Origin of the sequence: Labilibacter marinus (assembly GCF_001659685.2) — a bacterium.
Taxonomy (GTDB): Bacteria; Bacteroidota; Bacteroidia; order Bacteroidales; family Marinilabiliaceae; genus Saccharicrinis; species Saccharicrinis marinus.
This window is the reverse complement of sequence record NZ_LXYE02000009.1, coordinates 187,591-200,759: the sequence shown is the minus strand read 5'-3', so window position 1 is coordinate 200,759 and position 13,169 is coordinate 187,591. Positions and strand designations below refer to the sequence as shown.

14 protein-coding genes are annotated in these 13,169 nt (G+C 35.8%); 7 read left to right on the top strand and 7 right to left on the bottom strand.

What is annotated here, in order from left to right:
- Positions 1 to 314: 314 nt before the first annotated feature.
- The 7 genes from A8L32_RS04295 to A8L32_RS04265 all read right to left on the bottom strand — a co-directional run bounded on the left by A8L32_RS04295 (position 315) and on the right by A8L32_RS04265 (position 7,196).
- Entirely contained in the window at positions 315 to 983 is a 669-nt protein-coding gene (locus A8L32_RS04295) for an NAD(P)H-dependent oxidoreductase (protein WP_075590175.1), read from the bottom strand.
- Between the two features lie 30 nt (positions 984 to 1,013).
- The gene (locus A8L32_RS04290; RefSeq protein WP_075590174.1) at positions 1,014 to 1,634 is read right to left on the bottom strand and encodes a 4Fe-4S binding protein; all 621 of its coding nucleotides are present in this window, start codon (positions 1,632 to 1,634) and stop codon (positions 1,014 to 1,016) included.
- Positions 1,635 to 1,661: 27 nt separating this feature from the next.
- Positions 1,662 to 2,594, bottom strand: a complete 933-nt coding sequence (locus A8L32_RS04285) for a hypothetical protein (RefSeq protein WP_083631177.1) — start codon at positions 2,592 to 2,594, stop codon at positions 1,662 to 1,664.
- A gap of 147 nt (positions 2,595 to 2,741) precedes the next feature.
- Entirely contained in the window at positions 2,742 to 3,566 is an 825-nt protein-coding gene (locus A8L32_RS04280; protein WP_075590173.1) for a hypothetical protein, read from the bottom strand.
- Between the two features lie 6 nt (positions 3,567 to 3,572).
- Complete coding sequence (locus A8L32_RS04275) at positions 3,573 to 5,390, bottom strand: antibiotic biosynthesis monooxygenase (RefSeq protein ID WP_075590172.1); 1,818 nt, start codon at positions 5,388 to 5,390, stop codon at positions 3,573 to 3,575.
- Positions 5,391 to 5,485: 95 nt separating this feature from the next.
- Positions 5,486 to 6,112: a putative quinol monooxygenase gene (locus A8L32_RS04270; protein ID WP_075590171.1), complete on the bottom strand. Its 627-nt coding sequence runs from the start codon at positions 6,110 to 6,112 to the stop codon at positions 5,486 to 5,488.
- Between the two features lie 142 nt (positions 6,113 to 6,254).
- The gene (locus tag A8L32_RS04265; protein WP_075590170.1) at positions 6,255 to 7,196 is read right to left on the bottom strand and encodes an NADP-dependent oxidoreductase; all 942 of its coding nucleotides are present in this window, start codon (positions 7,194 to 7,196) and stop codon (positions 6,255 to 6,257) included.
- Between the two features lie 235 nt (positions 7,197 to 7,431).
- Between A8L32_RS04265 and A8L32_RS04260 the strand changes: the two genes are divergently transcribed.
- The 7 genes from A8L32_RS04260 to A8L32_RS04230 all read left to right on the top strand — a co-directional run bounded on the left by A8L32_RS04260 (position 7,432) and on the right by A8L32_RS04230 (position 13,168).
- On the top strand, positions 7,432 to 7,818 hold the full coding sequence (locus A8L32_RS04260) for a winged helix-turn-helix transcriptional regulator (RefSeq protein ID WP_075590169.1): 387 nt from the start codon (positions 7,432 to 7,434) through the stop codon (positions 7,816 to 7,818).
- Positions 7,819 to 7,879: 61 nt separating this feature from the next.
- Entirely contained in the window at positions 7,880 to 8,095 is a 216-nt protein-coding gene (locus tag A8L32_RS04255) for a hypothetical protein (RefSeq protein WP_075590168.1), read from the top strand.
- A gap of 95 nt (positions 8,096 to 8,190) precedes the next feature.
- The gene (locus tag A8L32_RS04250) at positions 8,191 to 9,054 is read left to right on the top strand and encodes an AraC family transcriptional regulator (RefSeq protein WP_075590167.1); all 864 of its coding nucleotides are present in this window, start codon (positions 8,191 to 8,193) and stop codon (positions 9,052 to 9,054) included.
- A gap of 340 nt (positions 9,055 to 9,394) precedes the next feature.
- A complete protein-coding gene (locus A8L32_RS04245) occupies positions 9,395 to 10,255 on the top strand; it encodes a nuclear transport factor 2 family protein (RefSeq protein WP_075590166.1) in 861 nt (286 codons plus the stop codon).
- Positions 10,256 to 10,353: 98 nt separating this feature from the next.
- Positions 10,354 to 11,241: a nuclear transport factor 2 family protein gene (locus tag A8L32_RS04240; protein ID WP_143525016.1), complete on the top strand. Its 888-nt coding sequence runs from the start codon at positions 10,354 to 10,356 to the stop codon at positions 11,239 to 11,241.
- Positions 11,242 to 11,391: 150 nt separating this feature from the next.
- Positions 11,392 to 12,279, top strand: a complete 888-nt coding sequence (gene ygiD / locus A8L32_RS04235; RefSeq protein ID WP_143525015.1) for a 4,5-DOPA-extradiol-dioxygenase — start codon at positions 11,392 to 11,394, stop codon at positions 12,277 to 12,279.
- Between the two features lie 31 nt (positions 12,280 to 12,310).
- On the top strand, positions 12,311 to 13,168 hold the full coding sequence (locus A8L32_RS04230; RefSeq protein WP_083631176.1) for a protein-ADP-ribose hydrolase: 858 nt from the start codon (positions 12,311 to 12,313) through the stop codon (positions 13,166 to 13,168).
- The last annotated feature ends 1 nt before the right edge of the window (position 13,169 follow it).

Here is a 13,169-nt window from a genome sequence, read left to right as displayed (position 1 = left end):
TTATACACCTTGCTTTGGATTGGTAAATACCTTGTCTCCTAATCCCAAACAATCTAAGTTACTATGTTTACGTAACCAATTCAACACAGTACTTTGTTCTTATTTATAGGTTATGTGACCTTCCTCTAACATAGATATAAGGGCCAATTTAAAGCCCATATTATAATCGTACTGAGTACGCTTAGGCTGTAGTTCTATTGATTTATTCATAATAAGTTGATTTTGAGTCAACTTATTTTAGGATGGGACATTTGTATAAAAAAAGGCATGAGCTAAAAACCCATGCCATAAACCAACCTAACTCTAAACAACAATTATTCTACCCAATCAACGATTTGCTCCAAGGTATGACGAACTTGAGGAAAAGGTGAATCTTCCTTTTTATATCCAAAGGCAACCATAGCGGCTACACCTAATTTGTTTGTATCAACGACTCCTTCTTTCGATAAAATCTCTTCAACCTTAGCTCTGTCAAAACCTTCAATAGGGCAAGAATCAATTCCTATTTGAGCTGCTGCTGTCATCATATTCGCAAATGGTAAATAAACCTGCTTACAGGCCCAATCAAAGATCTTACGTTCATCCGTTAAATCAAACTCGTTTTCCATAAAACCTTTGAAGAACTTTAATTTCATTTCTTCCACTTCCGCTGGGAGCTTATCTATTACTTGCGATTTATGCTTTAGGTATTCTGAACCTACTCTCATTTCGTCGCCTTTGCGCGCTAACAACACAACAAAGTGACTTGCTGATGCCAATTGTTTTTGTGCTCCCCAACTAGGTATTGCCAACTTCTCACGTAAGTTAGTATTTTGGACCACAACAAATTTCCATGGTTCCCAACCAAAAGAACTTGGAGAACGTCGTCCTACTTCCAGAATAAACTCAAAATCTGCATCAGATATCTTTTGTTCCGGTTCAAATTCCTTAATAGCACGACGATATGCGTGTGCTTTTAGTATTTCTTCTTTTTTTGCTTGCATGATTATATTGTTAATTCATTCTACATTTATCTATATCTTAATCACTGCCTCCTCCTGACAAACTTCTTTACAGTTGCCACAGTGCAGGCAGTTTTCCTGATGGATAACATATGGCTTACTTTCTTCAATGCAATTCGTTGGACAATTTTCTACACATTTACCACAAGCTGTGCAATCATCAGTTATCAAATAACCAAACTTTTGCAGATTGCTTTCTCCCAGAGCAAAACTAGCACGAGTAATCGGTTTTGTTGTTAAATCGAAATACTCTCCTTGCCCTTTGTATAGGCAAAAAACCTCTAATGCCGTTCTACTCTCCACCGTTGGATAAATAGTTGCCATGTATGGGTTAACTTCAAATATCTTATCCAAGGTTTCTGAACCAATATTTCTAACTGAGCCTGCAATTGAAATAGACTTCTTTGCCATCGAATCTTTACCCGCCGTTATCCCACTTAAGGAGATATATCCTTTATCCGTAAGTTGTTTATAAAATGCTTTCCCTTTAGCCGTTAAAAAGTATACGGATTCATCATCGTGTAACATTATATCAATCACACGCGTTGCTGGAAGCCCATTGTCATCAACCGTGGCAACAACCACAGAATGAATTTCTTCTACTAGTATCTGTAAGTAATCTTTAGTTTCCATTATTTATATCTTGCTAACCACGGAATATTAATGCTGATGCCCTTGTGCTTGGTTTGAATAAAAGGAACGAGCACTAGCCATTAAGTATCCTTCTTTGTAATCAGGATAGGCAGTTTTCATGTTCTTAACAAATTCATCCGATGTCTTAGATTTTGCAATTATTTTTTCCATATTTTCAAGGTAAGCCACCTTTGTCTCCATATCCACTTTATTTTCGGGACCATAATGTGAACTTAAAAACCGCGTATAACCTTTTGATAAATACCCCTTAAAATGTTTAATACTCAAATCTAAATGTTCATGACCTAAAATTTCTGAATGAACATCGTGACCTAGAATATGAACATAAACCGTATTTATTTCTGGTATCTCTATGTCATAACCATCATAAGTATTGGTAATTTGAATTTTGATGCCAGCAATCTCAATTTCACCTTCCTCAATCATTTTAGTTGGTATATAAAACTGAGCGTCTACCTTATCTCCAAAAGCTTTAGGAATACCTGCTTTCATGACTGATCCAAAACCCGTCTCCCAATAATCCAGTACATTCTGAGTGAAATAAACATCAATATCTTTCAAGGCTTCTGTTTCAATAAAGTTGCCTCCAAGAGGATGGTATGATGGTAGAATAGCTTCTACGATAATATTGTTTGTACTCAAATAATTTCTGAATTCATCGTAATTATCCCAAAATGCTGGAGATTCGATAAGGGCTGCTTTACCATTTTTCTCCAATACGATTACCAAGTCATTCATCATATCTTTAGTAAAATAAGCGTGCATTTTTACTGTTCCATAATCGAATACCTCAACATTTCCTTTTGATAACTGAATTGTTGATTTAGTGACTTCTGTTTGAGCTTTTGCCTGTTTCTTTTTTTCAGCATTCGTTTTGCTATTGCATGCGCCCAAAGTAATTGCAGCTACTATAAATAGGTAAGTGATAATGTTTTTCATGTCTGTGTGTTTTTGTTTGTTTATAATGAGTAAGCTACACCTACTCTTTGAATAGAAAGTTAGCAGTTCCTTGAAGGTAGAATGGCCATCCCAAATAAGGATATTCTTCGTTCATCGTATCCAAAAATTCTTGTTTATTTGAAGATGCTAAAGCAATTCGTTTAAGTCTTCGAGATACTTAATCTTTTGAGTGACTGCTCCTGTCGTTTCCGGCTCTGCGTGAGAACTAAAATACATATCGTACCCTGCTTTCTGGAAACCCTTAAGTAAATTGATCAAGCTATCTGCAAATTCATAATTAAACACCATCGTATGTCTATCAGCTCCCAACATGTGAAGATGAACAGCGTTAATCTCCGGTATTTCTACAGAAAAGGCAAAGTCAATATTCTTCAGGATGAATTTCATGCCTACAATCTCTATTTCGCCTTCCTCTAACATAAGAGTTGGCTCATATATGCTCACATCCATTGCCTCTCCAAAACGCTCTTTAAGCCCTATTAACGATGGAGCTCCCGGACCTGAAACATAATTATCCACGGCATGCTGCATAGAATAAATATTAGTAAACTTCAATTTGTCCGTTTTAATAAATTCCGCACCAATAGGATGATAAGACAAGATGAGATCGATACTTGCATGCCCTAAACCAACAATGTAGTCAATCAACTCTTCGTAGTTATCTTTAACAGGAGGTGTTTCAAGCAATACTGCTTCACCGTTTTTTTCAAGAATAAAAACATATGTTCCAAAGAAATCTTTGGTTTCATAGGCATGTACCTTGGTCTCGCCATAATCATATACCCACATAGTTCCTTTTTCAAGTTGCACTGTAGTGTTACTTACCGTAAACTTACGCATGCTCTCTTCTCTGAACATTTCTTTTGATTTTTTACTTTTTTGAGCAGAAACACTCGTCAATCCTGACCATATAAACACAGCACATATTAGTGCTAAAACTATCTTTTTCATAGAATATTAATCTTGTAAATCATTATTCGCTGCCGTCTCACGGCTATTATAAACGATGGAAATGCCGTTACCTTTATCAAGCGTAAGTCTCATTTTGGTATCTGTTACCTCAATAAGCAATTCATCATAGCCCAAATCCATATCTCCTAGGGTACTTGTGCGCGAGAAAAACTCCCCTTTCCATTCCCATGTTCCTTTCAATTCTTTACCACCAAAGCTTCCTGATATCTTGCCGTCTTTGCTTGCTACTGATGAACCTCCAGCATCACCGTAATAGTTATCTGCACATAACTCAAGATATTCCTCCTTTGTAGTCACTCGTTTCCAAGTTTCTTTCACGATTTTGTAAGCGGCCACTTTATCACCAAAAATATATGGCAGATATAAATTATCATCATCAGTATTGATATCAGCTGGTCCGTAAGGCAATGTCTCCACTAAAACGCGATCATTATCATTCACGTAATAAACTTCTTTGGCGAATGGAGCACTAACAAAAAATCCCTTATTATGAGATACAAGCCCATCTAAAAATCCTAATTTATCACCAGTAGAAATTGCTTTTACTGACTTATCTGAAATATTAACTTGATAAACTGATCCCGGAACATCAGTTGGTGATTGTGGATTCATTTCCGAACCAAAAACTACAACCATCAATTGGTCACCATCAACAAGAATGCCATTGGGGTGATGGATTTTAGGTGTTTTTAGCCATACAACAAGTTGATCATCCTTTAGCGTATAAATTTTCCCGCCTGGAACATCGGATATAAATATTTGTCCGCTTTTTGAAATACTAACATCATTTAATGAGATGGCACTTTCAGACTTTATACTCTGAACAAGTTCTCCCTTTTTAACATCAATTATTCGAAGATATTTTTGATCAGCAACATACAAATTATCATTATACATATCAGAACCTGTTGGTCCAGCTAGTCCATCAATCCATTTCTCCTCAACAATTTTTCCATCCTTACTCAACTTACTAATGTATCCGCCTTTACCTTTCATATTTACATTTGAAACATATAACCATGGATGGTTTGACGATGCAAAAACAGATTCGGGCATCGAGAATCCCGATACTTCCCATTGCTTTTTAATTGCATAGATCGTCTTGCTATTATCATGTACTTCCGTAACAAAGCTCATATACTTACTTAAGTCACCTTCAACAGCTTGTTTTAACAAGGCTCCCGTTTCTTGAGAATAGGCTTGTTTCATATGTACATCCCACAAAGCTGATTTACTTCGCCAATTCTCATACACTACAAAAGTATTTTCATCGCCTTCAAGGGTGTATAAATCAAATAAGATATTACCTACTTCGTTATGCGTATTCGTTATGTGTTTTTCGAACTGTTTAAGCACTTGCTCACGATAGCCATCTTTAACTTTGAAGATGAAAAATAAAGTCTCTTCCTTGTCTTCAGGGTTGACTTGCTTGATAGGATGATTAACTGCTGGTTTAGTTTCGTTCAGCAACATAATTTGTGGTGGACTTTGCAAAGACTTTTGAGCTAGTTTTTTCAAGTTATGAGAATAACTATACTCACCATGTGCAGTGTGTGCTTCCTTGTTTTTCCAACGAGAATATACATACATCACGCTAGGATCGTTGTCATCCGCAAACAATTTCATTTCAATATTACCTGGCTCTTTAAGTGATTGAGTTAGGCTATTAATAGATGCTTTCTCAAATTCTTCTCTGAATTCAGGTTTAATGTTGAATTTCACTAGTTGAGTAAGCATTTTATTTTCCTTTGAACAACTTGCTAGTAATAGTAAGCTGAGCATTGCTAATAATACGTTTTTCATTTTTTTTTTAGGTAAGGCATAACAAATCCAAACATTCTATCTAACAAGCTATCTGAATGTTGCTACGCTGATTATGTTTAAACAGAAAAGAATAATTAGACTGTAATCTCAGTCACAAAGTTCATGTATTGCTCCATGTCCCCTATTAGTGCTTCTTTTAGTAAAGTTCCAGTCACTTCTGAGTATGGTTGTTTGAAGTGAATATCCCAGATTGCAGCTTCGTTTCTCCAGTGTTCATATACAGCCAAGGTATCATTGGCTCCTTCAACCGTATATAAATCAAAGAGCAAATTAGCTTCCTCTTTACGAGTATTCTCAATATGATTTTCAAACTGCTTTAATAAACGCTCGCGGTATGCTTCATTTATTTTAAATATGAAAAAGATAATACATAATTCATCTTCTGCATTGGGTGATTTTGCAGGGATAGGTAATGGCATAGTAGTGCCCAGCTTTAAAAATTCAGGAACAACTTGCAATGCACTTTCTGCTATTTCCACTAACGCTTGCGTATATGTTTGCTTTTTATGAAAGTCTAGGGCAGCTTCATCCGCCCATCGTTCATATACAAAAAAAGTATTCCCTTCTTTAACATCTACAAATAAATCCATTTGTAAACAGCCAGCTTCCTTTAAAGCACCTTTTTTATTTAATTTTAATGCTGCTTTAAACGTATCAACATAAGCAGGTTTTACTGTGAATTTCGCTATTAGATTAATCATTTCTAGTTTTATCTTGAGTGTTATTGACTATATAATATGAGTATGGATAGGGCATGTGTTCCATTCAAGGAAAGAATGGAAACCAATGATCATCCATTTATTGTAATGATCATTGGTTTAACTTCCTCTTTGTTTCTACTTCTTACAAGCTAACGACCACCTTACCTACAGTTCTTCCAGATTGAACTTCGTTATGGACATCACCCATATTTTCAAAAGAGAACGTTTTTGAAACATGTGCTTTCACGGTACCAGCCTCTAGTAAGTCGGCAATTGTTTTCATATCATCGCCATTTGATTTCACCAATAATGGCGTAACTGTAACACCTACCTTATCCGCTAATTCTTTCACATCCGCAGGCACCTCAAAAATGGCCAATGAAACAATCGCTCCTCCTTCTTTCATCACTTTAACTGAATTCAACAATACTTCTCCACCCATTGGATCCAATACAAAATCAACATCAGCAGCCACCTCTTCAAATTTCTGCGTTCTATAATCAATATGCTCATCAGCTCCTAAAGACAGCACAAAATCTTTATTCTTAGCTGAACTTGTGGCCAACACATAGGCTCCTTTACTTTTGCCTATTTGTATTGCAAAATGACCAACACCGCCCGAACCTGCATGAATAAGAACACGATCATCTTTTTTTACTCTATCTGTTATAGCTTGCAAGGCGGTTAAAGCAGCCAATGTAGATGCCGCAGCTTCTTCAAATGACGTTCCTTCAGGAAGCACAGCCAGTTGATCCGCAGGAGCGGCAACATATTCGGCATAAGCCTTTCCAGAACCTGGAAAGTTAATCATGCCAAATACTTTATCACCAACTTTAAAACCAGTAACCTCATTACCTACTTCAGCTATTACCCCAGCAACATCCCAACCTAATATTACATTTTCAGTAGCTCCTATTAGCATTTTTAATGCTTGCTCTTCGCTTCTTACTTTCCAATCTGCAGGGTTTATACCTATTGCTTTGGTCTCTACCAAAACCTCATTACTTTTTAATGATGGCTTCTCAATATCTTTAATTTTTAAGTTTTCTACACCACCTGCTTTTTCTAATACTATTGCTTTCATGATTTATATTTTTAGTTACTATCATTTTTATAGTGACAAATGTATGTATAGTTTAATTTACTCACAATAACGGTCATAAAGGATAGTATCTATTATTTACAAACTAAATTTACATCTCGCTACATATGTGCTTGTTAGCGATTTAAATTTTTACTATATTTTTTATAGTTGCATAACTTAATTAAGTATCTTATCTTTGTAGACACATAAGAATAAATTCACACATAATATTACAATGGATAGAAAAGAGCTGTTTGAGAAAAAACCCATGATAAAAATTCATGACAAGTTATTTCCTTGTCCAACAAGTGCGGCCATGGAATTAATTGGAGGTAAATGGAAGAGTGTAATATTAACGCATTTGATTGATGGTGAAAAACGATATAATGAGTTAAGAAAAGATATACCAACAATTACTGAGCGCACCTTAAGTTTACAACTAAAACAATTGGAGGTGGATAGTTTAATTTCAAGAAAGGTATACACTAAAAAACCTCCCTTAAAGGTGGTGTATTCATTAACTCCTTTTGGAAAAACTGTTATTCCTCTTCTACAACTAATAATAGAATGGGGTATTACTGCTGCCTACGAAAAAGGTGAATTTATTGAGTTAGAGAAATAATACCGATAATGGCTTGGTCAGTTTCCCATATAAATTCACTATTGTCTGATACAAAATTGTAATGGCTAAAAAAACTACCCTTTTGTCTCTAGCCGACGGGCTTTTCATTTTTGCCTACAGCAACAAAAACGAAACAAAAAGTGCCGCCGCTGCCATGAAAAAGCTAAAAATCAGTATTCTTCGCGGAAAGAAAAGAACTCACTACGTTCAAACAGCTTTTCTTTCTTATCGCTACGTTTACCGATTTTCTTTACGCTTTTACATGAAGGCGGAATAGTTAGCCCTTTATGGCACTAAAACAAAAAATTACCTCACAAACTACCCTTTACAGAAAGGTCTGTATTTTTATACTGGACACCAATGACATAAATTATGCAAGAAACAATAAAAAAGTACGCCTTTAAAGATGGTCTTAAGTTAGAGTTTGAAATTATTGATTTACAAACAATCCTTCAATTGAAAGGAGATATTATGACCGTTCCACATAGGGCTCAGTTTTATCATATTATATGGATAGAAAAAGGAAAAGGGACGCATTATGTTGATTTCAAACCTATCTCCATTAAAAATAACACTATCATTTTTGTGCCTCAAAACAGCGTTAATTTGTACGATATCGCAGGGAAATATGAAGGCCAATGCATTGTATTTACGGATAGTTTTTTTGCTAAAAACAATGAAGATATGCAGTTCCTTCATTCGAGCATGTTATATAGTGATTTATATGATACTGCTCTGTTGAAGGTAAGCCCTCAGCTTTCAGACCTTCGTGTTACTATAAATGCCATGCAAACAGAGTTTATACGAACACACGACGTTTCGCAATATAGCATACTACATAATATGCTGCACATATTCCTGTTACAAGCTGAACGTGAAATGCGAAAGCAAGGGTTTAAAGAATTAAAACCAAGCGCCAATCTGGATTACCTTGTTTTGTTTAAAGACTTGTTGGAAAAGAACTTTCGAGAGGAAAAAACAGTGAGTAAATATGCTGCTGAACTGAGCATAAGTGAAAAGCAACTTCAAAAAGCCACCAAAACTTTGCTTGATAAAACGCCAAAACAAATTATTGATGAACGTATATTATTAGAGGGAAAACGTTTGTTGGTACACAGTAATCAATCCATTAAAGAAATTGCCTACGAACTAGGCTACGACGAACCAACCAATTTTATCAAGTACTTTCGAAAACATACAGACAAAACACCTTCCGAGTTTAGAGAGCAGTATTAAGGCAATAATCAGTAGGCAGTCCTCAGTAAAAAGCACTCCGTTTTCAGCATTCTGTTGGTAGTAAATTGTATTTAATTGCTTAGCCCTTTTATGACCTTATGTATTTGCTGGCCTTAAATTCCTTCCTCTATATCATTCTTATTACCTTATCATACCTTTCGTTTTATTGATCATCTACTTATATGTAGCTAATAGTATATATTTTTAAAAGAGTGTTTTGTTATTAAAAATGCACATGGAGTAAATGTACCCTACAAGGGCGTAAACTTACCTTTTCTGCCGATGCATACTGTCTCATATTTGCATCATAAATTTAAACAATAACAAACATACAATTCAGATGAAAAATTTAGCATTAGTATTATTGATGGCAGTGACATTATTTTCTTGCGAAGACGATAATAATCCAAAAGAAATTTCAAACACACAAAAAGTAACAGAACTTTTAAAGAGTATTGAAACAGGCGCAAAGGAACCCGTTTCGTATATTAATCCTAACAATTATACTCAACACAACCAAGGTGTAGCTGACGGTTTAGCGGGTTTTGGGGCTGCTCTTAGTGCCTTATCCGATGCGGCAGCAGCTGATGCATCTTTAACACCAAAGGTTGATGTAAAACGCGTATTCGAAGATGGAAACTATGTAATTGCCCATACAGAGTATAACTTTTTTGGTCCCAAAGCAGGTTTTGATATTTTCCGTTTTGAGAATGGCTTAATCGTTGAACATTGGGATAACTTACAAACTATTGTTACAGAAACCGCCTCTGGTCGTAGCATGTTTGATGGTCCAACGGTGATAAAAGACCTGGATAAAACAGAAACAAACAGATCATTGGTTGAAGACCTATTACAAGACGTGTTCTTGGGTGAAGCACCGGATAAAATTACAGACTACATTTCTACAGAACAATATCACCAACATAACCCTGGTGTAAAAGATGGCTTAGCAGGACTAAACGAAGCTTTAACAGCATTAGCACAAGCTGGAATGCCTATGGTATATACCAAGGTTCATGAAGTTTTTGCAGAAGGTAACTTTGTTTTATCAGTTTCAGAAGGTGTGATTATGAATGAGGATGTTTCTTTTTACGACCTATTTAGAGTGGAAGATGGTAAAGTAGTAGAACACTGGGATACTGTTGAAAAACTTACTCCTTCTTCAGAAGCATTAAACAGCAACGGTAAATTTAATTTTTAAGCAAAGGGCGTAAATCTACCCTACTAGGGCGTAAACTTACCTTTACCCATGCATTCAATTGTAACAACTTTGTAGTGTAAACTTTAAACAATATCAAGATGAAAAAACTAACGCTTATCCTCACGTTTGCTATTGCTTTAACAGCATGTGCACAGAACAAAAAAAGTCAAATAGAATCTAAAAACATAGAAAAAATGGAAGTATCGAACAAGCAAAAAGTAGAAGAGTTATTAAAAGCAATTGAAACGGGAGCACAAGCACCTGTTGGATATATTAACGCAGACAACTATACTCAGCACAACCAAGCAGTAGCAGATGGATTAGCTGGTTTTGGTGCTGCATTGGGACAACTTGCAGAGGTAGCTGCAAAAAATCCAGCATTAACGCCAAAAGTAAATACCGTTCGTGTTTTTGAAGATGGTGATTTTGTTATTGCTCATACCGATTATAATTTCTTTGGGCCTAAAATAGGCATTGATATTTTCCGTTTCGAAAACGGATTAATCGTTGAACATTGGGATAACCTACAGGAGAAAGTTACAGAAACGGCTTCTGGACGTACACAAATTGATGGACCTACAGAAATTAAAGATTTGGACAAAACAGAAGCGAACAAAACTTTAGTAGACAATTTATTAAAGGATGTTTTCTTTGGTGCAAATCCAGATAAAATTACTGAGTATATTTCAACAGAGCAATACGACCAACATAATCCAGCTGTTAAAGATGGTTTAGCTGGTTTGGGTGAAGCCTTAAAATCGTTAGCTGAGGCAGGCATGGCTATGATATACGAAAAAAACCATAAGATACTAGGAGAAGGTAACTTTGTTTTATCTGTTTCTGAAGGCATCTTTATGAAAGAAAAAGTAGCTTTTTACGATATCTTTAGAATTGAAGATGGTAAAGTGGTAGAACACTGGGATACTATTGAAAAGTTGGTTCCTGAATCAGAAGCTAAAAACACGAATGGTAAATTTAATATATAAGATGCAAGTAATACATTGCACCATAATATAACTGATTTGCTGCCCCTTGTTTTTCACGAGGGGCAGTTTGTTTTTATAAACGCTAATCTATCGTTTTATCTTAATACTCAACAAATCATCATCGTAAAGTTTATAGCTAACTTGGATTACATGAAAAGACGAAAGTTTTTAAAGACAGCAAGTGTACTAACAACAATGATTGGAAATATGACGGAATTAAAAGGATTGGAAAAATTAGTAGATGACATGCCATTGTCAGAAAAGATGCCATTGCTATTTATTGGACATGGCAGCCCGATGAACGCTATTGAAGACAACGAATTTACACAAGGTATGAAGCAGGTAGCCCATACGCTCAGTTTACCTAAGGCCATTTTGTGTATTTCAGCGCATTGGTATATTAAGGGAACCAAAGTTACGGCTATGCAACAGCCCAAAACCATACACGATTTTCATGGCTTTTCGCAAGAATTGTATAAACAACAATATCCCGCTAGTGGACATCCTGAATTGGCCAATGAAACAAGAGAATTATTGTTACCTACCCAAGTAGGTAAAGACCTCGATTGGGGTCTAGACCATGGCTCTTGGTCGGTATTAAAACATCTTTATCCCAATGCCGATGTACCCGTTTTTCAATTAAGTATTGATGCTACAAAGGGAGCCGAATATCATTTTAAATTGGCGCAAAAACTCCAATCATTGCGTAATAAGGGCGTTTTAATTATCGGAAGTGGAAATATTATTCATAATTTAAGATTGGTTGATTGGCCAAACTTTAATAAGGATAACCATGGTTTTGATTGGGCGATTGAAGCACGCGAATGGGTGAATAAAAATATTGAAAACCGCAACTTTAAATCATTATACGAATACCAAAAACAGGGCAAAGCGATGCAACTAGCAGTTCCGACGCCCGACCATTATTTACCTTTAATATATACCTTAGGATTAGCAGGGGTTAATGAAGAGATAAAGCTATTTAATGACAAATTACAAGCTGGTAGCTTAAGCATGACCTCTCTAAAAATTGGTTAAGCAAAACAACTCAGCTATAATATTTACAGACATGATACATATACCATTACATCATACAGAATACGCCGATGAGATAAATCTATTTGAACCTTATCAATTAAATACCAGTGCATCATCAACAGATAAAGAACAATACGTAGATTTTATATTGACTGAATTAAATGAAGTCAATGGTACTTCTTACCTAGAAAAGAGACGATCGTTACATGCAAGGTTAAATATGTTAGCCCCAAACACCCTAAGCAAGGAGGCCATAGAAGCGTTAAACCAACTATTACAACTAGAGCTAAACGAGAAAGAGATTACTGATATCAACTTATATAATACCTCAAAAAGCCAGAACATAGGCAATACAAAAGTGCTGATTTGGCAAGGCGATATAACCACGCTAAAAGTGGATGCTATTGTTAATGCGGCCAACAATCAAATGTTAGGATGCTTTCAGCCTTTGCACGCCTGTATTGATAATGCTATCCATAGTGCAGCGGGCGTTCAATTGCGCGATGATTGCAATACCATTATGGAAAAACAAGGTTTTGCAGAACCAACCGGAGTGGCTAAAATTACCAGAGCCTATAATCTGCCTTCAAAATTTGTATTGCATACCGTTGGGCCAATTGTGCAAGGAAATGTAACTGAACAAAGTAAAAGTGATTTAGCAAGCGCTTATATTTCTTGTTTGGAGATTTGTAAAGAGATTGATTCCATCCGAAGCATTGCCTTTTGTGGAATATCAACGGGTGTATTTGGCTACCCTGCCGAAAACGCTGCGCAAGTTGCACTAGCTACTGTAAAACAATGGTTAATGGATAACCCTGATTGTTTAGAAACTGTAGTTTTTAACGTATTTGCAGATAAGGATAAAATGATTTACGAATCTTTAATTTAAT